A 26261-nucleotide genomic window follows, 5' to 3' on the forward strand; every position below is an offset into this window, starting at 1 on the left:
TGAGGACATGGCCCGGCAGGTGCTGGAGCGCTGCCGAAGCGCGGGAGTCCGGCTGGTGCTGGCGGAGGCGTGCGCGGGCGGTCTGATTTGCGCGCGGCTGACGGACATCCCGGGTGCATCCGCGGTGGTGGAGCGAGGCTTCGTGCCGTACTCGCATGAATCGAAGGTGGAGCAACTGGGGGTGTCCCTGGCGTTGCTCCAGACGCACGGCTCGGTGAGCGCGGAGGCGGCGGAGGCGCTGGCGCGAGGGGCGCTCGAGCACTCGCGCGCGGACTGGGCGGTGGCGGAGACGGGAATCGCCGGGCCGACGGGAGGCACGCCGCAGAAGCCGGTAGGGCTCGTGTTCATCGCGGTGCTGCGCAGGGACGGCGCGGCCACGGTGGAGCGGCACGTGTTCGCGGGGAACCGGAGTGAGGTGAGAGGTGCGGTGGTGGAGCGTGCGTTGGCGTTGTTGCTCGCGCGGTTGAACGTCGAATCTTGAACTGGACGTTCACCCCGCACTCCCGGGTGCCTGGGCACCCGTCGGGGTGACCCCTACGCTGTGGAACGTCGGAGCGAAGTGCCTCCGTGTGTCCATGTGGCGAAGGAGCGCCCGGTGTTCCGAATCGGGGTGGAGGTCGAGGAGTCCATCGTGGAGTTCGTCCTGGAGGGCTACATCCGGGTCGAGGAGATGGAGGTCTTCGTGGGGGAGCTGACGCGGGCGACGGACTCGCTGGCGGGGCGCGACATCAAAATCCTGGCGGACCTGAGGCGCTTCCGCCCCGCGTCACCGGAAGCGACGAACATGATTCGCCGGGTGCAGGAGTACGGCCTGCGCTCGGGTGTGGTGCGCGTGGCGGAGCTGGTGGAGAGCGAGATTGTCGCGCTCCAGCTCAACCGGGTGGCGGAGAACAGCCACACGGACAAGATTCTGCGCCGCTTCTGGGAAGACGCTCCCGCGCGTCGCTGGCTGATTCATGGTGACGCGGAGCATGGGGCGGCGTAGCGCCCGTGAGGGCACGGCGTGCGTGGCCGTTTCAGCCCCGAAGGCCTTCCGCGAAGGGCCGACTGAAGCTGGACGCGGGGGCCGCGCGGGCACTCTTCCAGGCGAGCACTTGTTGCTCCACGGGCGCGCGCGTCGGGACCTGATGCACCCCCCGGCTGCGCAGCTCCAGCTCCAGCGCCAGGGCATGGCGCCGACGGAGGGGCGCGGTGAGCAGTGCATCAAGGAGTCCCTGTGGAGAGAAGGGCTTGCCCGTGAGGTAGCGCTGCTTCGGGTCCAGGCGAGGCCGTGTCTCCTTCCACCAGGCCGCGACCTGTTCGGCCATGGGCCGAGGCAGGTCGTCCTCGGGCTTGGGAGAGAGGTCTCGTTCGAGGTCTTCCTCCAAGGGCGTCAGTGCCTCGTCCGCCGCATCCTCTTTCACGGCGGCGAAGTCCCCCGCGATGACCAGACCGGTGATGGCACTGAAGGCCTCCGCGGCGAGTGCCGCCACGGGTTTGAGGCGCATCAGCTCCAGGCAGGCGTCCGCGGCCTGGATGCGCCCGGAGAAGCCGAGAGCCCACAGCACATCGGGCCGAAGCTTCTCGTGGGAAAGCAGACCCACCAGCTTGGTCGCGGCCCGCTCGTCCCCGCTCAGCCCGAGCAGGAGCAGGGGGAGTCGATTGCCGGTCGAGGTGGAGTTCAGCGAGGACTGGCAGGTGGCCCATGCGCCCGCGTGTCCGTTCATCAGTCCCACGGTCAGCGCGGCATCACGGAGGACAGGCTCATCCGAACCGAGGGCCCGCTGAATCACGGCGGGCTCCACGGGGAGCCGCGCACGGCCCAGGGCGCGCAGGGTGGCGGCGACCACATGAGGCTCGGGGCGGAACAGGAGCGGAGCGCACAGCGCCGAGGTGGCATGTCCATGGGTTCCCAGGACATCGATGACCGAGGCCCACAGCTCGGGAGCCGCATCTTCCTTCTTCAGCAGGGACGCGAACTCCCGAGGGAGGCATGCGGTGGGCGCCAGCTCGAACGCCCGTTGGAAGGAGCCCAGTGCCTCGGGCTCCGCGGTGTGGAGCGCGGTGAGCAACGCGGAGGGGCCGGGAGGTGACTCCGCGCGAAGCAGGGCGAGTGCCCCGGCGAGAATGCGCTCCGGCTCCTCCGAGAGTGCTGGGATGAGCAGTCGATGGGCCACGAGCTCACCGCCCAACACCAAGGCATCGATATGGGCCGCACACGACTCCTCGAGTTCGGCCAACTCCGCGAGCGAGAAGTCAGGAGCGTCGAGCGCCTTCTCCCACTGGTTCCACCGGAAGGCGGCCTCGCCGAGATGCTCTTCGTAGAGGTCCCACCGCAAGGGCTTCAAAAGGGATGAGGACCTCATGAGCGATGGGACTCCGTCTCCATCCAGGCTGACGTAGGCGGTGGAGACATCCCCAGGGGCAGACGTGCCAAGGAAGGAATGGTGACGTATTCGCGCCGCGTCTCCATGCCCTGCATTTCCGCCAGCCGCAGCACTGCCAGCCCATTCATGAACAAGGCACCCTCGGTCTTTCGGAGTTCGTCGTTGGGCCCGGAGTCCCGCGTCAACCGGGAGAACTTCAACAAGCGCGCGTCGATGGTGGCCTGGAGTGCTTCGTCAAACGCACTGGCCTCATGGGCGAGCAGCGCTCGGCACATCTCGAGATAGGTGTCGGAGCCCCCTTCCAGGACGACGTCCCAGCGCTTCAGGATGGCGGAGAGGTCCGGGGCGCCCACACCCTTCAGCTTCAAGCAGTACTGCTGAAGGAAGTGATACAGCAGGAAGTCGTCCTCGTATTCGAGGGCGGGCTCATGCTTTCGCGCGGCGAGCTGCGCCAAGGAGACCGCCAGGTCGAGCTGGCCCCCGGCCAGGGCATCGGTGAAAGGGAACTCCCGGGTCGCGCAGAGGAAGCGAGGGTCGGCACCGTGGCCATTGGCGACGAGACGGAGGAGATGATGCCGTGCGTGCGCGGAATGGCAGAGATGATGGAAGAAGGCGTGAGGCCGCGCATCCACCAGCAGCGCACAGAAAGCGAGTCGGCGGTGGCACATGGCGGCGACGACATAGGACTGCCCGGACTGCTCCATCGCGTCGCGACGCTGGATGCTACGGACGGTCTCCTCGAGTCCAAAGCGAGAGGCGTCTCGGAGGGTCTCCAGCGTTGTCGAAGCGGGCATGACTCAAGGTCTCAGTAGATGGCGCATTTTTCGCCCATCTCGATGTAGCGGACGCCAGAGAGGTTCTCGGCGCTCAGTCGGGCACGCAGCGTCTCTCGAATGAGGAGGGCGGGCGGCATGGGCTTGAGCCTGAAGAGGTTGGCCTCCGCCGGAATCCGGTCCTCGAGCACTTGAAGGCGGAAGAGCCCCGAGAGTCGCTCGGGGTCCGGGTCCAACTGCTGGACCTCGCTGTGCTCCTTGTCGATGCAGTCCACATGGTCGAGCACGTTGGCGATGAAGTAGTCCTTCGCGGCGATGCGACCCTTGTGATTGGCGATGGAGACGGGCAAGAACTCGATTCGGGCTCCAGAGAGCTGCTCGAGAATCATCTTGAGCCTCATGGAGACGATGGCGATCCGCTCGGTATTGCTGACGAGGTCAGGTACCACCAGCCCCTTGTGCCCTTTGTCCATGGGAAGCACGACGTCGGCTGGATAGCGATGCTCCATGGGGAGCCCCGCGGCGATGCGCCACACCTTCGAATCGAGTGACTCCGGGACTTCGTCGATGAGGCAATGCCCAGGGTCGTTGCTGGTGGCAAGGATGGAGAAGGAAGGCATGCGCTGGACCTACCGGGTGGCGAGGATGTTCGCCAGTTCGTCCCCGCGCCCGCGACCACTGGTCCCTGCATCAAGGGAAACGGCGGCGTGTTCTGAGTCTGGGGCGAACGGTCCTCCCCAGGGAGCACCCAGGCTGGACCCTGGGCGCTGTCTAGTTGATCTCCACCGAACCACCCTTGATGCGGTGGGTGCCGGTGGCTCGCGATTCGAGATAGGTCCCTTTGATGATGACCTTGCCATTGCGGCGCAGGGTGATGCTGGCCTCTCCGCACTTGAGGACCACTTCATCCTGTCCCTCGATGACCACGCGCTTGCCGTCGACGTGGGCCTCGGTGGGCGCGATCGACGCCTCCGGAGGTTGCTCCAGCAAGGCATCCAGCAGCGGTGTCGGACTGGGCTCGTGGATGAGTCCCATGATGAAAGGCAGCGCTGGGTCCCCGTTCTCGAACAGGAGGACCGCTTTCTGTCGCCGGGCCACGGCCTCTTGAAGCCCGCGAGGCTCCAGGGCGACAGCCAGCCGCGCGGGCACGGGTCCCTGGGTATTGCCGGCGAAGTCCACGAGCGGCGCCCCCGAGGCATCGAGCCCCATGAGCTGACCCGAGCGGCTCCCCAGAATGGGCTCCTGCGCCTGGAGCGGTGGGACAGACTTGCTGGTTGCTTGAGAGCTCATGAACGAGGACCTGGTGAAGGCGGTGAGCGGCGTGGGGGAAACACATTCATCCGACAGGTGAGTCCCCTTCTGTGCGGACGCTTCGGCTCGGCGCCTCAGACATCATGGTCGCAGACCAGACACTTGGGCTTGGCCTCCGCCCCCGCCATGGCCACGACGGGACCCTGGAGGAGAGGAACCGGAGGGGTGTTCTTGTCGTTGTGGAGCATCAGGTCGAGGGCTCGCGCCACGTTCTTCCCCTCGAACTTCACGTCGAAGGAGAAGTTGACGAACTCCGCCTTGCCCTTCGTCTTGTTGGAGGCCACGCCGCCTCCCGCAGTGCCTGCTTCATCGCCGGTGCTCAGCTTGAAGTTGGAGTCCTTCACGCATACTGGATTGCCCGCGACAGAGACCTTCTTGGTTCCCTTGTCGGTATCAGAGGATTGCGCGACGTTGGGGTAGGGGAGGGGGACGGGGCCCGCGGGGCTGGGTGTCTTGCACACGTCAGGGAATGCGACGGTGACGCCCCCGCTGTCCTTGGTGACGACGGACATCTTGTTCACACCAGTGTTGACGGGCATGGCGTCCTCCCCAGGAAGACAGGATACCCCATCCCGGAGGCCAGGAGCGAGGCGGCCCCTGTCCGACTCGGGCGCCATCCCACTCCAATGTGTGCGCCTTGGGGCGCGCTCAGCGCGGACTTCGCTGGTCGGGGCGCGCTGAATCCGACACGGCTTGTCGGACGCGCTCCAACGCGGTGGCATCCACTTCGCCAATGCGGGCGCGAGAGGGAGCCGCCAGCCACGCCTCCACCAGGCGAGCAAGGCCCCGCGTCAGCTCCGCCGGATTCTGATGCCCCGCCACCACGGCGGCCGTGCAGGCCTTCTCGTTGCCAAGGAAGTAGTGGGCCAACATCCAGTAGTTCGCGAGCAGCGGGTTCGCTGACAACTCCTGCTTCTCGACCCCCCACTCCGCGTCGCCAGGTGCCTGCTCCAGGTACTCCTTGAGGCTCGGGCTGGGGCGACCCCACAGGACACCGTACATCCAGCGCGAGCGGCCATGCAGATGGAGGCTGCGGGGGGCGGTGGGTGCCCGCGCGTCAGGGCTCGGTACCGCCAGTCGGGCATCATGCTCCCGGGCGACTTCCTGGAGCGCTTCATAGTGGGGGTCGCCGACCCAGCCCGGGGCCTCATCGGGTTCGGGCTCGTTGTCGGAGAGCCAGGCGGTGAGCAGGAAGTTCTTCAACGAGTGCGCCGCCCGCAAGGCGCCTCGCCCATGCGCATAGGGAAAGACGAGCAGTGGCTGCCCTGGCTCGGACAGCAGGCTCATCAAGACCCGGTCTCCCGAGGCTTCCTCGCTGAGGACGAAGAGTCCGGCGAAGAGTCCTTCGGGATAGGACTGGAGCAAGGCCGCGAGCGCGTCGAGGTCCGCGGGCATGCGCGAAGGCACGTCGAGCCGGAGGGAGCGGTCTTCCGAATTCCAGATGGAGTCCGCGGAGTCTCGTGAGTTCAGCGCGTGCTGGATGGCCTCCCACTCCTGGAGTTGCGCGGGAGGGGCAATGCCAAGCACGCGCCGGATATCGGTGAGGCGGGCCTGAAGGGCGGCTGGGTCCACGCTGGCCAGTCGAGCACGGAAGTGCGCGGGCTCCCGTGCAACGACTGTTTCGACGACGTCCGCCAGGCTCGCCGACAGCAGCGTCTCGGGGGTCAGGGTCTGAAGGTCCAGCATGACGCCGCTCCGTCTCTCAGGTCGGGGAATCGAGGAGCACGGCACCCTGCGCTCCGTGGTCCGACACGCCCCATACCAGCGTGTGGCCCGGGCGCGCATGTCTTCGGGTCATGGAACGCGCCGCGTAGCACATGCCCACCGCCGCGCTCGCGGCCCCGACGTCACCCAGGTTGACCGCAGGCCAGACCTCGCGGACGTCCGAGGGCAAGGCGGAGCGCGGCGTCTGGGTCAGCGCGAGTCCCCAGGCCGAGGCGCGGTGCTCCTCACCATTCAGGTTGCCGATGACGGTGCCGACGGGCGCATGGCGGGTGAGGGTGAGCGCCTCGTTGATGGCTCGAGACAAGGCTTGCCCTGTACCGCGGGCCTTCGATAGCGCCTCCTCAGGGGCTTCGGCCATCCCCACGGCGAGCAGGGTTGCCTCCGGGCGTCCCAGGCAGCGGCGAGGGTTCTCGAGCAGCAGGCAGACCCCGGCTTCACCAGGCATCAAGCCCACGGGGTGTTCCGGACCTTTCAGTCGACGTGTCTCGGCGAGCCAGCGCAGGGAGCTGGTGTCCAGCAGGCTGTCGACAGAGAGCAGCAGGGCTCTGTCCCATCGGCCCGAGGAGAGATGCTGTCCGGCGGCCTTCAGCGCCATCCAGGTCGCGGACTCTCCCAGGGGAAAGAAGAGCCGGGACTCCACGGGAATGGGGAGCTTCGCCGCTTGGAGGAGTCGCTCAATGAGCAGGGCTGTCTCCGCGAGGTGGAACGAGAAGCGGTCCGGAGCGAGCGAAGGCGCACAGAAGAGGAAGCCGCAGCGCTTCCAGGCCTCCCCGGGCCAGGCCTCGAGGGCGGAGTAACGGATGAGGTCGGACAGTGCCAGTCGGGCAAGCCTCGACCATCTGCCAAGCCCCTGGAACCCCTCCGTGACGCCTTCGACGGGGTGACCGATGAGTGGGACTTCGTCCTGGGCATCTGCATCCCAGACGACGACATCCCCTATGGGACGTGGACGGCTCAGGCCACAGCGGATGGCCGCGCAGACGCTCTCCGCGCCCTGCCCCAGGGACGTCATCATCCCCATTCCCGAGAGCTTCAATGATGAGGTGCTCATGAGGTCAGGGGGCCGTCAGGTCGCGCCATGCATGCGGAGGAGGAAAGGGCTGGCGACTCCTTGCGAGCTCGCACAGCTCACCAGGGACCCGGGGATACTCCTGTCGCGAGGAGGCGAGCCCGGACTCCCGTGCCAGGCGGATGATGGCCACTGCTTGCACGTCGATATAGCGCTCGGTGTGGAGGAGGAGCGGCGGAAGGTCATTGAAGTGCGCGGCTCTGGCGTAGTTGGTGGCACGGCGCTGAACGATGGCCTCCAGGCTGTTCTCGAAAAGGGCGGGGGTTCGCGCGTGGAGTGCCTGGCAGAGCGAGTAGAAAGGGCTCTCTTCTTCGCCAATCACCCGGGCAAAGCGGTCCAGGAGCGCGGGAAGCGTTGGCGTGGCGTGTGGAGTGCGTAGCTCCAGGAAGAAGCGCTGCAGGAACTGTGGGAAGAGGAAGTCGTCCTCGTATTCGAGTGCCTCCGCCCAGCGGTCATCACACAGTCGAGCCAGCTCCTCCGCGGTCTCGAGGTCGTTGATGGCCAGGCAGTCGAAGAAGGCCCTGTTGCGAGACGTTCGCCAGAAGCAAGGCGTGCCGGTCAGCCCCTGGGCACATCCTCGCAGGTAATAGAGGCGGGCTTGTCCGGCGCGATGAAGGTCCGCGACATAGGGAAGGGCTTCCCCCGTCTCGAGGCATCCCGCGATGGCCCTCAGTCGGTAGCAGTGCGCGAGGTTGGTCAGGTCGCCCTCTTCGTCGGAAGGCCACGCTCCTGGAGGAGGAAGGCGGCGGAGGAGTGTCCTGAAGTGGGCCGCAAGGGTGTCCTGGACGTATTCGAGTTCTGTCACGGTGCGCGACTCAAGGTCGGTGCGGGTTCACAGGTCGACGGGGGTTCCCACGGGGCTGACACTCACGCCAGCGAGGCCGGCGAGTTCCATCGCTTGGACCAGCTCCCACCGGGCGATGATGAGCCGGGGCATCGTCGTGAGCCGGAACAGGTTCCGTGACGGCTCGATGCGGCTCATGTCCAGCTCGAGCTTGCGCAGCCCAAAGACCTCGCCCTTCCGGAGGGCGCTGGGTTCATATTCGCTTCGCCGCATGTCCATGCAGTCGAGCGCGCCCAACACGTTGGCGACGAAGAACTCGCCCGGTTCGCGACGCCCCTTGTGATTGATGAGGCGAATGGGGAGGTACTCGATGTCGACTCCGGCGGAACTCTCGAGGACTTGTCGGAACCGCGCCGAGACGAAGAGGTATCCCAGGGTGTTGCGAAGACAATCGGTGACCCCCTTGCCACCCATTCTGCGAGACATGTGGAAGTCGAGCGCGGCCGGGTAGAGGCCCCTGGCTGGAACCCCTTCCGTGGGTTGCCAGATGCAAGCCAGGTCACGGGGGAATTGGTCGATGACGCAGTCCTCCAGGTCGGTCCGTGCCTGAAGGATGGCGTAGGAAGGTGTCGCGGTCATGGCCAGTCGACGCTGTCCAGGCGAAGGTTGTCCAGGTTGATGCCGGGGTTCTTCTCCCCGGAAGCAATCAGGAAGGCCCGGATGGCGGTGGACGCCTTCTCCAGCTCCGAGCGGCAGGCATCCTTGTTCTCGTCCGTCAGCTTGTGCTTGGTCGGGTCGGACTCGCCCTTGGCGAGCTTGGCTTTGATGGAGTTCAGCTTCGTCCCCAGGCTCGCGCTGTAGTGCTCATGCTCCGCGGGGCCTTCCGGTGGAACGTGCGTGGGGAGCTTGAGGATGCGCGCGACGACGTATTGCTTCGGGAGGATGATGACGTTGGGCATCTCATTGATGTTCCAACGCGTGGCCAGAATCAGTCGGCGTTCCTCGGGGTCGGGAAAGGCGGTTTCGAGCTCACCACACGCGATGACGTGGTGGGTGTTGTGCCAGTAGGGCTTCTTCCAGTCCTGGAAGTTGGAGCCTCGGTCCAGGTCCCACGCGCCATCCGAGAGGGGATTGGGGGCGTGTGTTCCTGGCTCGACCTCGCCGCTCTTGCGGATGGTGGGGGCGAGGTCCTCTACCCAGACCGCGACCCACCGCTCGGGAGAGCGCATGTTCGGGACGTCGTAGATGTGCTTCTCCGACGCCTTCGAGTAGTCGTGAGCATTCTTGCGGTAGTTGCAGCGTGGGAACTTCTTGTTCTTGTAGTCCACGTGCCGCCACAAGCAGCCCGCTTCCTTGGGGGCGGTCTTGTGCTCGTTCTCCGCCCAGTCCGCGAGATGATCGCTGTCGGCCATGGTCTCTCCTCAATCCTGTTCCAGCTTCGACACACCTTCCGCCATGACGTGCACGCCCCGCACGTCATGCAGGCCATCCCCCAACAGGACATGCCCGCGCCACAGCAGCGTCACCCGCCCCGCGTCCGCGTCCAGGATGACGGTGTCCAATCGCATGGGCGGCTTCGCGTCCTCCGTGCCCGCCAGCTCCACGGTGACGACGGGAGGCGCCTGACCGGGCAGCGAGAAGGCCAGCCGCCCCTTCGGCGACGCCCCGGCGATGATGACCGCCTCGTCCCCCTTCAAGTACCCCGGCGCCACGAGCCCCGGCGCCGCCGCGTTGAAGAAGCGCCGGTCGAAGTCCCTGGGCAACAGCGGCTTGCGCGTCTTGCTCCACGCCTCGTCATACGTCCCCGCGTACCTCGCCCGAGGCTGCCAGTCCGGTGACGTGAAGCCGAACCCCATCGGCGTCACCCGCTGCCCCCACTCGCGCAGCGGCTCCGCCGGGTCCTCCAGGTTGGGCAACCTCAACCCCTCCTCGAAGTGCCTCGCGCTGGCGCGAAAGCCCGTGCCCACCGGGTTGCGCGGCTCGAAGGCGGGCTTCTCCTGGTCCGTCCTGTCCCACCCACCGAAGGCCCGCTCCCACAGCAAGGCCATCCGCTCGAACGGCAGCGGCTTCGTCGCCGCCACCCGCCCCAGGCTCCGGAACCACGTGCGCTCCCCCAGCACCCGCACCGCCTTCTTCAGCGGCCCCACCTGCAGCGCCACCAACACCTCCGTGTCGCCCTTGCGCTGCGCGCACCCATGGCCCAACAACACCACGTCCGTCGCCGGCTTGATGAACGCGCCCTCCACCTCGTACCGGTAGCTGGACTCCCCAGGCTCCCCCCAGGGCTCGCCCTTCCAATCCACCTTCGGCTGCTCCTCCACCAAGGTGAGTCCCGCCTCGCCCAGCCGATAGGTCGCTTTCGCCACCAGCAGGAGCAGCGGTCGCCCCTCCTCGTCGCAGAGCCCCATCCAGTCCAGGGCGAACGGCGTCTCGTTCTCGACGGTGGGATGCCCCATGGCGCGCGCGCCCCCCAGGCACGGGGCGGAAAGCCCTTGCGCCGGACAGGTATGTCACTGTAGCAGGCGCCCCCGCTTCGCGAAGGGTCCCCGTCCCAGGGAGCGCCGAGCCGCCGTCGCATGGGTTTGTTTCCGCGCCAGCAATTCCTCTCAAGGAACGTTTGAATCCCTGACGAACTCACCGTGTTTCAGGCTGGGTCGACTTCTACCGCCCGATTCTCCCTGTGAGTTTTCACCCCGCACCCAGTCTGGCCGTTTCTTGCTCATCAAGGAAAAACACGTAAATGTGCTTTACGTAAAAGGTTGTGAAATATGTCGAAACATGAATTCGTCATTTTGTATTTGAAATCCTGATTCCAGGTGTGTCACGAATATCCGGTCTTTCTACCGGAGGTAGTGCGTTTGGCTCATCGAGTCCTGAAGACGATTGGCGCGGCTTGGCTGGGAGTAGCGCTCACGGCGTGCGGCACCGTGGAGTCCACGGGAGAAGAGACGAAGGCTCCCGACTCGAAGTCGGAAGGAGACATCCAGGGCTCGCTGCGCAAGCTGCCGAGCGCGGGCGTTGCGGACGTGTACGCCGACGGCATCCCCTCCACGGTGGTGGGTGAGCTCGGCAAGGTGGAGCGCACGCTGTCCGCGCTGTCCGTGGGCCACGCGGCCTTCGCGGCGGCTCCCGCCCTGGCGAACATCGCCCCGGTGTTCCGCCTGAGCGCGGACGACATGTTCCTGAGCAAGGCCCGCACGGACGCCCAGGGCAACCAGCACCTGCGCTACAAGCAGACCAAGAACGGCCTGGAAGTGGTCGGCGGCGAGCTCATCCTGCACGTCCGCGCGGACGGCCAGGTGTACTCGGCCAACAGCTCCGCCCGCGACGGCCAGAACCTGCCCGCGGTTCCCCGCGTGGACGGCGCCCTGGCGGCGCGCGCCGCGGCGAACGCCACGGCCGGCAGCGGCATCACCACCGAGGGCGAGCCCAAGCTCGTCTACGTGCGTGACAGCAACGAGCAGCTCTTCCTCGCCTGGCAGGTGCGCGTCGTCGGCACCCAGGTGGAGGGCATGCCCCTGGCGGATGACGTGTTCGTCGACGCCCGCGGTCAGGCCGGTGTGGTGGCGCGTCACCCGCGCATCCACTCGGCGCTCAACCGCCGGGTGCACACGGCCAACAACGGCACGACGACTCCGGGCACCCTGCGCCGCAGCGAGGGCCAGGCCGCCGTCGGCGACGCCCACGTGGACATGAACTACGACCAGCTCGGGTACACGTACAACTGCTACAAGACGCTGTTCAACCGCGACTCCATCAACAACGCGGGCGCCACGCTCATCAGCACGGTGCACTACAGCCGCAACTACGTGAACGCCTACTGGGACGGCACCCAGATGGTGTACGGCGACGGCGACGGCGTGAACTCCATCGAGCTGGGCAAGGACGCGGACGTCACCGTCCACGAGCTGACCCACGCCGTGACGGAGAACGAGTCCAACCTCACGTACTCCGCCCAGTCCGGCGGTCTGAACGAGGCGATGTCGGACACCTTCTCCGCCATCTGCGAGAGCTGGGCCTCCGGCACCTGGAGCACCGCGCCCGCCATCTGGATGATTGGCGAGGACGTGTGGACGCCGGGCACGCCGAACGACGCCCTGCGCTACATGGATGACCCGAAGAAGGACGGCGCCTCGCTGGACTTCGCCTCGGACTACACCTCCAGCACGGACGTGCACTACAGCTCGGGCATCCCCAACCTGGCCTTCGCGCTGCTCTCCAAGGGTGGCCTCCACCCGCGCAACCGCTCCACCATCAACGTGCCGGCCATCGGCGTCGAGAAGGCCGGCCGCATCTGGTACAAGGCCAACACCGACATCTACACGGCCTCCACCACCTTCGCGCAGGCGAAGACCTGGACCATCCAGGCCGCCGCGGACCTCGGCTATGACCAGGCCACGCAGGACGCCGTGAAGGCCGCGTGGGAAGCGGTCGGCGTGGGCGTCACCCTGCCGCCCCAGCCGTCCACCCCGCTGACCAACGGCACGCCTGTCACGGGCCTGTCCGGCAGCACGGGCAACCAGAAGTTCTACAGCCTGGTCGTCCCGGCTGGCGCCACCGGTCTGAAGTTCACGCTCGCCGGTGGCACGGGTGACGCGGACCTGTTCGTCAAGTTCGGCTCGCAGCCCAGCAGCACCACCTACGACTGCAAGTCGGAGAGCAGCACCAACGCGGAGACGTGCACCATCACCACCGCCCAGGCGGGCACCTACCACGTGCTCATCAGCGCGTACGCCACCTACTCCGGCGCGACGCTGACGGGCTCGTTCAACACCGGGACGCCTCCCACGGGCAACGTGCTGCAGAACAACGTGCCGGTGACGGGCCTGTCGGGCGCCGCCTCCTCCGCCGCGAACTACACGATGGCGGTGCCGGCTGGCAGCGCGGTGACGTTCTCCACCAGCGGTGGCACGGGCGACGCGGACCTGTACGTCCGGTTCGGCGCGGCCCCCACCACCACCACCTACGACTGCCGTCCGTACCTGTCGGGCAACGCCGAGTCCTGCACCCGGACCAGCGCGACGGCGGGGACGTACTACGTGATGGTGCGTGGCTACTCGGCCTACACCGGCCTCACGCTGAAGGGCGTGTACTAGTCCTTCACGTCACATCGATGAGCTGAAGCAAGCACCCGGGGGCCTCGTGGAGGCCGCCCGGGTGCTGTCTTTTTGGGGGCCCTGTCTCCCGCGTTTCATGCAGGCGTGTCGGCGGGCCCGGAGGTCGGCAGCTCCACGCTGAAGGTGCTGCCCTCGCCGAGCGTGCTCTCCACGTGGAGCGTTCCCCCGAGCGCGGTGACCAGCTCCCGCACCAGGTGGAGCCCCAGTCCCAGCCCGCCATAGGCGCGCACGGAGACTGCTCGCTCGAAGCGCTCGAAGATGTGGGCGAGCCGGTCCGCGGCGATACCGATGCCCTGGTCCTGGACGCTCACGTGCACGACGTCCGCGACGGCCCAGGCCCGAAGGGTGATGGGCTTGCCCGGGCCGAACTTGAGGGCGTTGGACAGGAGGTGGACGAGCACCTGGCGCAGCCGCGCCGCGTCCCAGTGGCCCACCAGGGGCCCGCCCTCGAGGTCGAGCCCCAGTTCGCAGCCCGCGCGCTCCAGGGGTTCTTGAAGGCGGCGGGTGATGGCGTCGATGACCTCCCTCAGGTCGACGCGCGACAGGTGCAGGTCCAACCGGCCCGCCTGGAGTCGGGAGATGTCGAGCATCTCCTCCACGAGCGTGGCCAGCTTCAGGCTCTGGCTGTCGAGTGTCCGCAGGCCTCGGATGGCGACGGGCGGCAGCCCCTGGGGCGTGTGCCGCAGCAGCGTCTGCACCATGAGGCGCAGGGAGGTCAGCGGCGTGTTCAGCTCGTGGGAGGCGACGCTGAGGAACTCGTCGCGCAGGCGGATGGCGTCCTGGGATTCGCGGTAGAGGCGGGCGTTGTCGATGCTGGCGGCGACGCGGCGGGCCAGCTCCTGGGCCAGTCCCACGTCCACCTCGTTGTAGCGGCGCCCGGGTGTGTCGGAGACGAACGTGGCGACGCCCAGCGTCTTGCCTCCGGCGATGAGCGGCACGTGCATGGCGGCCCGTGAGCCCAGCTCGCGCAGGCGCTCGACGTACTCGGGGCCGTGGCCGTGCTCGTGCAACATGAAGTCGGTGACTTCCGCGCGCAGGAACGGCTGGCCCGTGCGCAGCGCGTGGATGAGGGCGGGCGGGGATGTCCAGTCGACGGGGTGGCGCTCCAGCAGCTCGCGCAGGAGGACCTCCTTCGCCGGGTCCACGTGGACCGCCACCAGCGTGCGCAGCGTGTCGCCCCGCTCGACGACGGTGAGCATGCACCAGTCCGCGAGGAAGGGGACCACCAGCCGCATCGCCTTGCCGAGCGTCTGCTCCAAATCGAGTGACTCGGCCAGCGCCAGGCCAGAGTCCGCCAGGAAGCGCAGGGCCCGCTCCGCGCGGCGGCGCTCCTGCACCTCCACGTGGAGCTGCTCGAACAGGCGGCTGTTCTCCAGGGAGATGGCGATTTGGGACGACAACGTGCGCAGCACCCCCACGCGCTCCGGGGTGAAGGCCCGGGTGGCCAGGTCGTTCTCCAGGTAGAGCACGCCCACCGTCTTGCCGTGGCGTTGGATGGGGACGGCCAGCGCGGACTTCACGGCGCGCCGGACGACGTAGGCGTCGCGGATGAAGCGGCCCTGGTGCGCGGCGTCCGCCAGCACCAGTGTCTCCCCGGTGCGGAAGGCGTGCTCCAGCAGGCTTATCGGCACCTGGCTGGCGTGGGAGAGGGGCGTGCGCTCCAGGCTGACGGGCTCGGAGATGGCGCCGACGGCGCGCACCCGGAGGGCACCGGCCTCGTCCAGGACGAGCGCGCCCCGGGTGGCGCCCGCCGCCTCGAAGCACACCGCCATCAGCTTCTCCAGGAGCCTGTCCAACACCACCTCGCCCACCAGCGTCTCCGACGCCTTGAGCAGGGTGAGTAGATCCAGCGACGCGCCGGGTGCGTCGGGGCTCGTCCGCGTGACGCCCGGCTCGCTCCACGCGCGGTCCACCAGGGACTTCAGCTCCGGGAACTCCTCCTCCAGCAGCGCCACCTTGGCCTGCGCGCCCCAGCGCGTGTAGCAGTCCAGGGCCGCGCGCAGGTGCAGCGTGGCGAAGCGCTTGTGGTGCAGGTGCTGGTGGAACCGGCCCGCCAGCTCGTTCGCCAGGGCCTCGTCCTGCAGGAAGCCCTGGGTGTGGGCGCCGTCGATGGCGCTTTCGTAGAGGCGCATGGCCTCCAGGGGTTGCCCCTCCAGGCGGGCCATCTCGGCCGCGACGAGCTGGTGCTTGTGGCGGAAGTTCTCCGGGCACGTCCGGGCCCAGGCGCCGAGCCGTCGCTGGTTGTCGTCCATCATCCCCAGCATCGAGTCCTTCTCCGCGGGCAGCCGGGTGGCGCGCGCCGCCAGCGTCAGCGACGTCAGCAGGTTGAAGTCGGCGTTGCGGAAGGAGCCCTGCGCGAAGTGCTCGTAGGGCAGGGCCTCGCGCGACATCCGCAGCGCTTCGTCGAAGTCACCCAGCACGTACGCCACCAGCAGCCTCAAGAGGGCGTGCAGGTAGACGCTGGTCTGCGCCGCCTGCCCGGAGGCGATGAAGTCCCGCTCGTTGAAGTCGTCGTCCTCCAGCCGCGCGAGCTGGTGGGTGCGGCCCTGGAGCGCGCGGATGGCCTGACGGGTGAGGGTGGACACGTCCGCTATCACCTGGACGCCCGCGCGACGGGCGAAGGACAGGCTGGTGTCGATGGAGCCCAGCACGCGCACCAGCTCCGTGCCCATGGCCAGCTCGGTGGAGACGACGGCGGAGAGCGCGTAGCTGGTGAACTGGAGGTCACCGCTGGCAAGGCCCGTCGTGACGGCGCGGCGCAGGAGCGACAGGCTGGTGCGCAGGGGCGCGCGCCAGTGATTGACGTTGAGCGTCAGCGTGATGAGGGCCCGGCACTCCTGACGCGCATCCCCCATCCGCCGCGCCAGCGCCACCGCCAGATGGCACCAGGACCAGGCCGCCGTGGGGTTGTCCTCGCTGGCGAGCATCAATCCCTGACAGGCATACACGGAAGGGGCCCAGCGCGAGTTGCCGTGCTCCAGCGTGAGCGCGAGCGCGAGCGTGTTGAGGTAGGCGAAGAGATGGGGGTCCACGAAGAAGGCGGGCGTGACGAGCTCGGACAGGAGCTGAACGCACGCCAGGTGGCGCGGGTCCTCCAGCGACGGAGCATCCAGCAGCTCCTCCACCGCGCGCCCCCGCAGCAGGTGCTCCACGCGCTCCCGCTCGGCCGCGAGCGCCTGGGCATGGCCATACTCGGGCAGCTCCAGTCCGAAGAGGAGCAGGCCCTCGCGGCCCGCGCGCAGGGCCTCCGCGTAGTGGCCGTTCATCAGCAGGGCCAGCACCTGGAGGACGTACAGGTCCACCTTGCGTGGCGCGGAGGCGGCGTGCTCGTGCGCGGTGCGGAGCAGTTCCTCGGCCAGCTTGCCGTTGCCGGACAGGTAGGCGCACTCCGCGGCCTCCTTGTGGACCTGGAATATCTGCTCGTGTCGCTGGGGCCAGTCCGCGGGAGGCAACAGGGACAGGCCGCGCGTGAGGTACACCAGCGCCGCGCCGAAGGCGGACGCCTCCTTGGCCTTGAACCCCGCGCGGAAGAGCAACTCCGCCAGCGATTGGCGCTCCAGGAAGCTGCCCAGCTTGCGCACGCCGAGCGAGAGCTGGTCCACCACCGCGAAGAGGCGCTCCTCGAGCGCGTCGCCCCGCGCTCCGCGCAGCAGCTCACGTCCCGCCGCCAGGTGAAGGGACTCGCGCTGGTCCTCGGTGAGCAGCGAGTACGCGGCCTGGCGGACGCGGTCATGCGCGAAGCGGTACGCGGCCTCGGGCGTGGTGGCGTCCTCCGTCCGGGCGTGGAGGCCCGTGGGCTCGTTCTCCGGGATGAGCAGCCCTTCGCGCAAGAGGCTCCACAGGGCGGACGCGGTGTCCTCCGCGCTCGCCTGGACGAGCGCGGACAAGAGGCCCAGCTCCACCCGGTCTCCCAGACAGGCGGCGACCTCCAGCACGTACTGCGCCCGCTCCGGCAGCCGACGGATGGCGGCGAGCATCAGCTCCACCACGTTCTCCGTCACCTCCACGCCGCGCAGCCGCTCCAGCTCCCACGTCCACGTGCCGTGCTCCAAGTCGAAGCTCAGGAGCCCCGACGCGTGGAGCAGGCGCAGCAGCCGCGTGAGGAAGAGGGGATTGCCCGCCGTCTTGGCCAGGAGCAGCTCGGCCAGGGGCGCCACCTCCGCGGGTGCGCGGCGGAAGGTGTCGGCGCACAGCGCGGTGATGGCGTCGACGTCCAGCGGCGCCAGCGCGAAGGGGTGAGAGGGAATCGCGCCCTGCTCCTCAAGTGTGGAGAGCAGGCGCGACAGCGGGTGCTCGGGGCCGACCTCGTGAGAGCGCCAGGCGCCGATGAAGAGGACGTGGAGCGAGCCGGGGTCTCCGCACAGGCTCTTGAGGAGCTGGAGCGAGCCGGGGTCCGCCCACTGGAGGTCATCCAGGAAGACGACGAGGACGTGTCGGGGCGTCGCCAGCGCCTGCACGAAGGACTGGAAGAGGAGGTGGAAGCGCGCGGAGGACTCCACCGGCCCCAGTCTGGGTGGCAGCGGCTGCGGGCCCAGCAGCTCCTCCAGCGCGGGGATGACGTCGCTGATGACGCGCGCATGGGGACCCAGGGCTCCGAGCAGACGCTGGCGCCAGATGTCGCGCGCGTCGGGGGCCTCCTCCAGCAGCTCGCGCAGCAGTCCTTGGAACGCCTGGACGAAGGCGGAGTAGGGCACGGTGCCCTGGAGCTGATTGAACTTGCCGGTGAGCAGGCGGTCGCCGTGCGCCGCGTCGCGCGCCAGCTCGTGGACCAGCGCGGACTTTCCGATGCCCGCCGCGCCCGACAGCAGCAGGAGTTCGCTGGTGCCCTGGCGCACCCGCTCTCGCGCCGCGCGCAACTCCACCTGCTGGGGCGCGCGGCCATACAGCCGCTCCGGGAAGGTGAGCTGACGGGCCAGGTCCAGCCGCCCCAGCTCGAAGTCACCCGACAGGCCCGCGCCATGGCGACGGCGGACCTCCTGGAGGTCCGCGAGGAGGGAGTCGGCGCTCTGGTAGCGCTCCTCGGGCATCTTCGCGAGCAGCTTGAGGACGATGTTGGAGACGACGGGCGGGACGGCGGGGTTGGCGAACGCGGGAGGCACGGGCGGCCGGGCCAGGTGCGCATGGACCAGCTCCACGGGGTCCGCGGACATGAAGGGCGGCTGGCCGGTGAGCAGCTCGTAGAACGTCGCGCCCAGCGAGTAGAGGTCGGCGCGGTGGTCGATGAGGCGGTTCATCCGCCCCGTCTGCTCCGGGGCGATGTAGGGCAGGGCCCACTGAAGCTCGCCCGGCATGTCCCCGGAAGGCGTGAGCCCGGAGACGCGCGTGGCCAGGTCGAAGTCGATGAGCGTGAGGTGATGGCCGGAGGCGCTCATCACCAGGTTGGTGGGGTTGAGGTCGCGGTGGATGACGTGCTGCTGGTGCAGGCGGGAGAGGATGCCTCCGAGCTGGAGCGCCAGCTCCATGAAGACCTCCACCCCCACCGGCTTGCGCCGCAGCCACTCCTGCAGGTTGTGGGGACCCGCGTCCTCCAGCATCAGGGCGAGCGGTTGTGAGGGCTCTTCGACGAGCGAGACGACGCGGGAGATGTCGGGCACCACGTCGCGCAGCTCGCGCAGGAGCGCCTCTTCATGGCGCAGCATGGGCGCGGTGCCGGCGGCGAGCGGCCCCCGGCGAATCTGCTTGATGACCAGGGGCTTGCCGTCCTGCCCCCACGTCCGCAGGACGACGTACCGACGTCCGCGATGGATTTCCTGAAGCCCTTCGGTGCCCGGCGCCTGCCACATCGCGTCCTCGCCGTGAAAACCCTCCGTCCGGCGCCACGCGTCCGGGCCCGAGCGGCCCCGCCACGCGCGGCTCGCCGCTGTCTTCACGATTTGGACGGAGGGGCTTCAAGGCACGCGCGATGACGTGCGGCCCGGCGAGGCCTCGCACGGCTCGCCGGGGGTGCTCAGCTCACGCGCCGCAGCTCCGGCAGGTCCTCGGGCCGCAGCGCCCAGATGGGCGCGGGCGGCAGCGCGGAGAGGAATCCCGTCTGCACCGCGGGGAAGCCATCCACCTGCGCCGCGTCGGGGAAGAGCGTCCCCGCGCGCACCAGACTGCCCGCGCCCACCACGCAGCCCCGGCCCAGGCGGCTGCGGTCACAGAGGATGGCACCCGGCTCCACCACCGTCCCCGCGCCCACGAAGCAGGCGTGCACCAGACAGCCCGGCCCGATGAAGACTCCGTCCTCGATGACGAGCGAGCCGCCCGGCTGCAGGTGCACCACCGCGTTGGCGTGGATGCGCACGCCCGCGCCGATGCGCAGCGGGACATGGGACTCGCCCACGATTCTCACGCCGGGGCCGATGATGGCGCCCGGGCCGATGAGCACGTCGCCCGTCACCTCGCAGGAGGAGAACAAGGTGGCGCTGGGGTGGACGAGCGGGTGCTTGTCCCGGAAGGAATACAACTGACCCATGGGGGCGTCCTCGGCGCGATCTCTCGCGAAGAAGGGAGTGAGGGGTTGTTCGGGCAGCGTGAGCGTGCCGCCGCGTGCCGTGCGCAGGCGCTCCATGTCCCCGGTGTCGACGCGACGCACGACGCGAGCGGGCCGCCCCACGACGACGGAATCGGAGGGAACCCACATGCCGGCGGGCACCAGCGTGCCGTCCGCCACCAGGCAGCGGTCTCCCAACTGCGCGCCGGGCATGAGGATGGCGCCCGCGCCCACGTCGCACAGGTGGCCCGCGGACGCGCCGAGCAGGAGGCTCCGAGGGCCCAGCGCCGTCTTCTCCCCCACCGCGACGGGGAGTCGGGCCGAGCCGATGACCACGGCGTTCTCGCGCACGGAGGAGCCCGCGCCCAGTTGAACCGCGCCTTCCGGAGAGCACACCACCGCGCCTTGGGCGACGTGCACCCCCGGTCCCAGGTGCACGCGTCCCAGTACGCGCGCACTGCTGGCCAGACGGAAATGCGCGGCACCCTGGCTGGGTTCGGAGGGGGCCGTCACACGCGAGAAGCTCGTCACCATGAGTGAGCGCAAGCTACACCCCGGTCCGCGACAGAAGGACGGCCCGGCGGCGCTGGATGGATGTTGGAGGCAGGACGGCAAGCCCCCGGGTGCTCCGTCTGGGGTACGGGGCGGAGGGAGTCCACGCACGTCTGCCCGGGCATGAGGTACAGGCGCACACCTGCTCGGTTGCTCCATGGACCGCGCGCGCCTCGCCAGTCTCCCAGGTCAGCCGCTGGCGCGGGCCCGCGTCCTGGACGGAGCGGCGGCTACCTGCCAGAAGGGCGCGGGTTCCGGGGCGGCTTTGGAGGCTGGAAATGTCGGAGGTGGAAGTGCCGTCGTCGTCGGGGCCCGCCGTGGGATTCTGGGCATCGCTGAAGGAAGCCATGCACGGCACGGAGCGGGACCTCACGGGCCTGCCGGTGAAGCGCGCCATCTTCCTGCTCGCGGTCCCCATGGTGCTGGAGATGGTGATGGAGTCCATCTTCGCCGTGGTGGACGTCTTCTTCGTCGGGCGGCTGGGCGCGGATGCCGTCGCGACGGTGGGCCTGACGGAGTCGCTGCTCACCATCATCTACGCCGCCGCGGCGGGGCTGAGCATCGGCGCCACCGCGCTGGTGTCGCGCCGCATCGGTGAGAAGGACCCGGAGCGCGCCGCGCGCACGGCGGTGCAGGCGATAGGCCTGGGGGCGCTGCTGGCCATTCCCATCTCGGTGGCGGGCGTCGTCTTCGCCCGGCCGCTGATGGGGCTGATGGGCGGCTCGCCGTGGGTGCTGGAGCAGGGCGTGCGCTACACGCAGGTGATGCTCGGTGGCATGGGCAGCGTGCTGCTCCTGTTCCTCATCAACGCCATCTTCCGGGGCGCGGGCGATGCGGCCATCGCCATGCGGGTGCTGTGGCTGGCCAACGCCATCAACATCGTCCTGGCGCCCATGCTCATCTTCGGCGTGGGGCCCTTCCCCGAGCTGGGCGTCATGGGGGCCGCGGTCGCCACGACGTTCGGCCGCGGCTGTGGCGTGCTGTACCAGCTCTACCGGCTGGCGCGCGGCAGCGGGCGGCTCCAGGTGCGCCGCGAGCACCTGCGGCTGGAGCCGGGGACGATGCTGGCGATGCTGCGGCTGTCTGGCGCGGGCACGGCGCAGTCGCTGGTGAACACCTCGAGCTGGGTGGTGCTGGCGCGCATCGTCGCGACGTTCGGCAGCGCGGCGGTGGCGGGCTACACCATCGCCATGCGCATCGTCCTCTTCGCGCTGTTGCCCTCATGGGGCCTGGCCAACGCGGCGGCCACGCTGGTGGGGCAGAGCCTGGGCGCGAAGCAGCCGGAGCGCGGCGAGCGCGCGGTGTGGACGGCGGGCGCCATCAACGCCGTCTTCCTGGGCTCGCTGGGCGTGTTGTTCTTCGTGTTCGCCCAACCGCTGACAAGCAGCTTCTCGCCCGACGCGGCGGTGGTGGACCACGCGTCGCATGCGCTGCGCATCATCAGCACGGGCTTCCTCTTCTACGCCTTCGGCATGGTGCTGACGCAGTCCTTCAACGGCGCCGGTGACACCGCCACGCCCACCCTCATCAACATCTTCTGCTTCTGGATGTTGGAATTGCCGCTGGCGTGGGCGCTGTCGGGGCCCGGAGGGATGGGGCCCTCGGGCGTCTTCCTGGCCCTCACGGTGGCCTTCTCCGTGCTGGCCATCGTCTCCGCCGTGCTCTTCCGGCGGGGCACCTGGAAGCTCCGTCAGGTGTAGCGAAAGCTCCCGGGCGCGCGCGGCTCAGGTGCAGTGCGCGCCACCTGGCTCAGGGGCAGTAGGGGCAGGACGGCATGCCCGGATTGTCCGCCTCGAACTGCGCGTACACGCGGCAGTTGTCATTGCGCTTCCCCGAATCGCCCTGGCAGCCGTAGTGGTACGCGGCCTGACAGAAGGCGGAGGACTGCGGGTCCGTCGCCGGGCCCGAGTACGGGCGGGTGCACGCGTTCGACGTACCGCCGCATTCGTCGGGGTCGTCCTTCAGCTCCGAGTACGCGCACGCGCTGCCTTCACCATAGGAGGTGCAGGTGCTGTCGGACGGGCACCACTTGCAGGCATTGGCGACGTACTCGCTCGCGCAGGGGCCACAGGTGGAAATCTCGGCACAGGCATCCTCCTCGGTGCAGGCGGACAGGCCGAGGGACAACGCGAGGAGCGCGAGCAGGGTGGCGAGACGTGACACGGGGACTCCGAGTACCGGGGGGCCCTGGATTTTTGTCGGAGCCTCTCCTCCAGGCAATGAGTCCGGAATCATCCCCGCCGCTTCGCGCAAGGACTCTCGAACTCTCAGCCGACGGAGAACAGGCGCGCCTTGCGCAGTTGGACTTTGAGTGTCTGGCCCGGCCGCACTTCGAGTGGCGGCGCCACCACGCGCAGCAGGGTGCCGTCGACGGGGAAGCGGTACTCAGCGGCGTGTCCGAGGAACAGGCGAGCGGACAGGGGCAGCGAGGTCCCCTGCTCGCCCAGGGTCAGGTCCTCGGGGCGGACGACGAGGGTGGCGGGCCCAGGGCGAGCGAGCGTGTCGGCCGGGAGCTGGAACACGGTGCCGCTCTGGGCGGTGTGAAAGGCGCCCTCGCGCACCTCGCCGGTGAGGACATTCGCGCCGCCGACGAAGCCCGCGACGAAGGGCGTGGCGGGCTCGCGGTACAGCGTCTCGGGCGCGTCCACCTGCTCGAGCACGCCCTGGTTCATCACCGCGATGCGGTCCGACAGCGCGAGCGCCTCGCCCTGGTCATGCGTGACGAAGACGAGCGTGGTGCCCAGTCGCGCGCGCAGGGCCGCCAGCTCCGCGCGCAGCTCCTCGCGCAGCGCCGCGTCCAGGTTGGAGAGCGGCTCGTCCAGGAGCAGCACGCGGGGGCTGGCGACGAGCGCGCGCGCCAGGGCCACGCGCTGGAGCTGTCCGCCCGACAGTTCGTGGGGCCTGCGCGTCGCGAGCGCCTCCATGCGGACCTGGCGCAGGGCCTCGCGCACCTTGGTGGCCACCTCCGACTTCGGCATGCGCCGCAAGCTCAGCGGATAGGCCACGTTCTCCTCCACCGAGCGGTGGGGCCAGACGGCATAGCCCTGGAACACCATGCCCAGGCCGCGCCGCTCGGGCGGCACGCGCACGCCGGGCCCCGCCACCGTCTCTCCGCCGATGCGGATGACGCCCGTGTCGGGGTGCTCCAGGCCCGCGAGCATCCGCAGCGTCGTCGTCTTGCCGCAACCGGACGGGCCCAGCAGCGAGACGAGCTCGCCGTCGCGGACCTCCAGGCTCAGGCCGCGCACCACGGGCGTGGCGCCGTAGGACTTGAACAACCCCTCCAACGAAATCGCCGCCATCACCGAACCTCCGCCGCGCGCCGGGCCACCAGCGCGAGCACCGCCTGCCCCAGCACCACCAGCGCCACGAAGGCACACGCGAGCACCGCCGCCGCCGCCGGGTCCGCGTAGCTCTGCAAGTCGAACAGCAGCTTGCCCAGCACCTCCGAGCCCGCGGGCACCAGCAGCACGGACATGGTGATTTCCGTCGCGCACGACAGGAAGGCCAGGATGAAGGCCACCGTGAGCGCGGGCCGCAGGAGCGGCAGCGGCACGTCGACGAAGGCCCGCAGCGGCCCCGCGCCGCTGATGCGCGCCGCCTCCGTCAACGACGGGTCCAACTGCGCCAGCGCCTCCGAGCTGTTGCGCGTCCCCAGCGCCAGGTACTTCGCCGCATAGGCGATGAGCAGCAGCCACGGCGTGTGCGCCAGCGCCAGCACGAAGGCCACCTTGTCCAACAGGATGAAGCGCCAGTCGCGCGAGAAGGCGAGCAGCAGCGCCAGGGCCAGCACCGTGCCCGGCACCGCGTAGGGCCAGACAGCGATGGCCTCCACGCCGGCACCCAGGCGATGGAAGGCGCGCTGGAGCAGCGCCGCCGCCAGTCCCAGGCCACAGACGAGGGTGCCTGCACCGGCGGCGAGCAGGAGACTCAGCCCGGTGGCGCGCAGGGTGCGCGGCTCCAGCAACACGCCGGACCAGTGCGAGAGCGTCAATTCCTCCCACGTGAGGCTCGCGCCGAAGCTGCGCTGGAGCGACGTGAGCAGGATGGCGGCCAGGGGCAGCAGCACCAGCAGCACGCAGGTGCCCGCCACGCCTCCGGTGACCCAGGCGCGCGCGCGGCCCAGGGTGAGCGGGCGCGAGGCCAGTCCCTTGCCGGTGCTCAATCGCACGCGGCCGGAGCGGCCCAGGGCCCACGTCGCCAGCAGCGACAGCGGCGTGAGCAGGAGCAGCGCGAGCGCGAGCGCGGAGGCTCGGCCCAGGCCCTCGTCGCCGAGCAGGACGAGCTCATAGATGCGCGTGGTGAGCACGCGTGTGGGCGGAGACGCCGACACGCCCAGCAGGTACGGCACGCCGAAGGAGGACGCCGCCATCAGGAACACCATCACCGCGCCGGACAGGAGCGACGGGAGCACCAGCGGCACCGTCGTCGTCAGCAGGGCCCGCGCGGGCGAGGCGCCGCACACGCGCGCAGCCTCCTCCAGCGCCGGGTCCACGCGTCGCAGCGCCGCGGCGCCGGCCAGCAACACCAGCGGCAGGCCGGACAGTCCTTCCACGAAGGCGATGCCCACCGGGCCATGGATGTCGAGCGTGCCTTCTCCCAGGAGCCGGTTGAGATAGCCCGCGCGGGGACTGGCCAATGACAGCCAGCCCATGCCCCAGATGAACGCGGGAATCGCGGAGGGCAGGGTGAAGAGCACGGTGAAGGCGCCGCGCAGTGGCAGGTCCGTGCGGAACAGCAACAGCGACAGGGGCATGCCCAGAGCGAGCGCGAGCACCGCCGCGCCTCCGGAGATGGCCAGCGTGTTGCCCAGCGCGCCCGCCTCCGACGCCAGCCACTCCCAGCCCAACGCGCCCGGTGCCCCCGCGCCCCGCGCGAGCAGCAGCACCACCGGGCCCACCGCGAAGAGGACCAGGGGCAGAAGCCACGCGAACAACCCGAGCCACCGCGCTGACGTGTTCATCGCGAGAAGGCCCGGCTGAAGGCTTCCTTGATGGCGCCGCCGCGCGTAAGGCCCTCTTCCATCAGCGCGGGCGTCCACGGCTGTGTGCGCGTCAGCAGGGTGTCCACGCCGGGCTCTCCACCCGGGCCCGGGAGTCGGGGGTCCACCGCGTGCATGTCCCCCTTCTCGACGATGAGGCGCTGGCCCTCCGGAGATAGCAGCACGTCCACCACCGCTTTCGCGGCCACGGGGTTGGGCGTCGTCGCGAAGAGGGCCACCGGCCCGGGGATGAGGACGGCGCCGTCCGTGGGCCAGACCACGCGAATCCGGCTGCCGCGCGAACGGGCCGTCAGCGCGTTCTCCAGCAGCAGCACGCCCGCGTCCGCCTCGCCGCTCTCCACCTTCTGGAGCACCGCCGCGTTGCCTCCCGCGACGATGGCGCCGCGCTCGCGCAGGCCGGTGAAGTACCCCTCGCCATACTTCGTCCGACAGAACACCGCCCACGTGAAGGCCGTGCCCGACGTGAGCGGGTCGCCGATGGCCACGCGCCCCGTCCACGTCCCATCCACCAGCGCCGCGAACGACGTGGGCGGCGGTGGCGAGTCCTCGCGGTGCACCAGCACCATGGTGGACACGCGGATGGAGGCGTGGCGCGCGTCCAAATCCAACAGCGAGCGCGGGACGCGCAGCACGTGGGGCGAGGCGTAGGGCAGGAAGGCGCCCTCGCGCGCGAGTCGCTCGACGAAGAACGGGTCCGACGCGGAGAGGATGTCGGCGCGCACGGCACCCGCGGCGCGCTCGGCCTCCAGTCGGCTGGCCACCTTCTCGCTGCCGGCCTGGTACCAGCGCACGGTGACGCCGGGGAGCTGCTTCTTCAGCAGCGGCTCCAGCGCGTCCAGCACGTGCTGGTACATGGACGTGTAGACCCAGACCTCGCCGGACGGTGTGCCCTCATGGGAGAGGGTGGCGCCGGAGGAGGGCGCGGCGGACTCGATGCGACACGAGGAGAGCACGGCCAGCGTGAAGACGAGGCCGGCCGCTCGGGCCAGGGCGGGAAGGGACATGCGCCCGGGATTATGCGGCACGGCCGGCGAAAGTCGCCGTCCGCTCGGGAGGCATCCCAAAAGGAAAGCCCCCTCCGCGCCGG

At 69.3% G+C, this 26261-nt stretch carries 21 protein-coding genes; 4 read left to right on the forward strand and 17 right to left on the reverse strand.

Annotation, left to right across the window (positions count from 1 at the left end):
* Window positions 1–7: 7 nt before the first annotated feature.
* Complete coding sequence (locus G4D83_RS18780) at window positions 8–481, forward strand: CinA family protein (RefSeq protein WP_163866245.1); 474 nt, start codon at window positions 8–10, stop codon at window positions 479–481.
* A 114-nt stretch (window positions 482–595) separates the two neighbouring features.
* Window positions 596–985, forward strand: a complete 390-nt coding sequence (locus G4D83_RS18785) for a hypothetical protein (protein WP_163866145.1) — start codon at window positions 596–598, stop codon at window positions 983–985.
* Window positions 986–1016: 31 nt separating this feature from the next.
* On the opposite strand, the gene G4D83_RS18790 is transcribed toward G4D83_RS18785, so the two are convergent.
* The 11 genes from G4D83_RS18790 to G4D83_RS18840 form a co-directional block, all read right to left on the reverse strand.
* Window positions 1017–2345, reverse strand: coding sequence for a TIGR02270 family protein (locus G4D83_RS18790; RefSeq protein WP_163866146.1), 1329 nt, complete (start codon window positions 2343–2345; stop codon window positions 1017–1019).
* Window positions 2342–3160 (reverse strand): immunity 49 family protein, encoded by an 819-nt coding sequence (locus G4D83_RS18795; protein ID WP_163866147.1) that lies wholly within the window; start codon window positions 3158–3160, stop codon window positions 2342–2344. Before G4D83_RS18795 ends, G4D83_RS18790 begins: the two co-directional genes overlap by 4 nt.
* Before the next feature lie 11 nt (window positions 3161–3171).
* Window positions 3172–3759, reverse strand: coding sequence for an imm11 family protein (locus G4D83_RS18800; protein ID WP_240356411.1), 588 nt, complete (start codon window positions 3757–3759; stop codon window positions 3172–3174).
* Between the two features lie 151 nt (window positions 3760–3910).
* Entirely contained in the window at window positions 3911–4429 is a 519-nt protein-coding gene (locus G4D83_RS18805) for a DUF6484 domain-containing protein (RefSeq protein ID WP_163866148.1), read from the reverse strand.
* Window positions 4430–4524: 95 nt separating this feature from the next.
* A complete protein-coding gene (locus tag G4D83_RS18810; RefSeq protein ID WP_163866149.1) occupies window positions 4525–4989 on the reverse strand; it encodes a DUF4150 domain-containing protein in 465 nt (154 codons plus the stop codon).
* A gap of 109 nt (window positions 4990–5098) precedes the next feature.
* Window positions 5099–6136 carry a hypothetical protein gene (locus G4D83_RS18815; protein ID WP_163866150.1) on the reverse strand — a complete coding sequence of 346 codons (1038 nt, stop codon included), beginning with the start codon at window positions 6134–6136 and terminating at the stop codon, window positions 5099–5101.
* Between the two features lie 16 nt (window positions 6137–6152).
* Entirely contained in the window at window positions 6153–7226 is a 1074-nt protein-coding gene (locus G4D83_RS18820; protein WP_163866151.1) for a hypothetical protein, read from the reverse strand.
* 4 nt (window positions 7227–7230) lie between these two features.
* A complete protein-coding gene (locus G4D83_RS18825) occupies window positions 7231–8049 on the reverse strand; it encodes an immunity 49 family protein (RefSeq protein ID WP_163866152.1) in 819 nt (272 codons plus the stop codon).
* Between the two features lie 27 nt (window positions 8050–8076).
* Window positions 8077–8667, reverse strand: a complete 591-nt coding sequence (locus G4D83_RS18830; RefSeq protein ID WP_338041926.1) for an imm11 family protein — start codon at window positions 8665–8667, stop codon at window positions 8077–8079.
* Window positions 8664–9440: an AHH domain-containing protein gene (locus G4D83_RS18835; RefSeq protein WP_163866154.1), complete on the reverse strand. Its 777-nt coding sequence runs from the start codon at window positions 9438–9440 to the stop codon at window positions 8664–8666. Before G4D83_RS18835 ends, G4D83_RS18830 begins: the two co-directional genes overlap by 4 nt.
* Before the next feature lie 9 nt (window positions 9441–9449).
* Window positions 9450–10484, reverse strand: coding sequence for a DUF2169 family type VI secretion system accessory protein (locus G4D83_RS18840; RefSeq protein ID WP_163866155.1), 1035 nt, complete (start codon window positions 10482–10484; stop codon window positions 9450–9452).
* Window positions 10485–10880: 396 nt separating this feature from the next.
* On the opposite strand from G4D83_RS18840, the gene G4D83_RS18845 reads away from it, so the two are divergent.
* A complete protein-coding gene (locus G4D83_RS18845; RefSeq protein ID WP_338041927.1) occupies window positions 10881–13124 on the forward strand; it encodes a M4 family metallopeptidase in 2244 nt (747 codons plus the stop codon).
* 95 nt (window positions 13125–13219) lie between these two features.
* Here the strand turns inward: G4D83_RS18845 and G4D83_RS18850 are convergent, their stop codons facing one another.
* Complete coding sequence (locus tag G4D83_RS18850; RefSeq protein WP_163866157.1) at window positions 13220–19015, reverse strand: AAA family ATPase; 5796 nt, start codon at window positions 19013–19015, stop codon at window positions 13220–13222.
* A gap of 77 nt (window positions 19016–19092) precedes the next feature.
* Entirely contained in the window at window positions 19093–20040 is a 948-nt protein-coding gene (locus G4D83_RS18855; RefSeq protein WP_240356412.1) for a UDP-3-O-(3-hydroxymyristoyl) glucosamine N-acyltransferase, read from the reverse strand.
* A 410-nt stretch (window positions 20041–20450) separates the two neighbouring features.
* On the opposite strand from G4D83_RS18855, the gene G4D83_RS18860 reads away from it, so the two are divergent.
* The gene (locus G4D83_RS18860; RefSeq protein WP_163866158.1) at window positions 20451–21872 is read left to right on the forward strand and encodes an MATE family efflux transporter; all 1422 of its coding nucleotides are present in this window, start codon (window positions 20451–20453) and stop codon (window positions 21870–21872) included.
* 49 nt (window positions 21873–21921) lie between these two features.
* On the opposite strand, the gene G4D83_RS18865 is transcribed toward G4D83_RS18860, so the two are convergent.
* The 4 genes from G4D83_RS18865 to G4D83_RS18880 all read right to left on the reverse strand — a co-directional run bounded on the left by G4D83_RS18865 (window position 21922) and on the right by G4D83_RS18880 (window position 26178).
* Window positions 21922–22335 (reverse strand): hypothetical protein, encoded by a 414-nt coding sequence (locus tag G4D83_RS18865; protein WP_163866159.1) that lies wholly within the window; start codon window positions 22333–22335, stop codon window positions 21922–21924.
* Between the two features lie 104 nt (window positions 22336–22439).
* Window positions 22440–23474: an ABC transporter ATP-binding protein gene (locus tag G4D83_RS18870; RefSeq protein WP_163866160.1), complete on the reverse strand. Its 1035-nt coding sequence runs from the start codon at window positions 23472–23474 to the stop codon at window positions 22440–22442.
* Entirely contained in the window at window positions 23474–25135 is a 1662-nt protein-coding gene (locus G4D83_RS18875) for an ABC transporter permease (RefSeq protein ID WP_163866161.1), read from the reverse strand. The genes G4D83_RS18870 and G4D83_RS18875 overlap by 1 nt, the downstream gene beginning before the upstream one ends.
* Window positions 25132–26178: an ABC transporter substrate-binding protein gene (locus tag G4D83_RS18880; protein ID WP_163866162.1), complete on the reverse strand. Its 1047-nt coding sequence runs from the start codon at window positions 26176–26178 to the stop codon at window positions 25132–25134. The genes G4D83_RS18875 and G4D83_RS18880 overlap by 4 nt, the downstream gene beginning before the upstream one ends.
* Window positions 26179–26261 lie beyond the last annotated feature (83 nt).

Origin of the sequence: Myxococcus eversor, from assembly GCF_010894455.1 — a bacterium.
GTDB classification, from domain to species: Bacteria; Myxococcota; Myxococcia; order Myxococcales; family Myxococcaceae; genus Myxococcus; species Myxococcus eversor.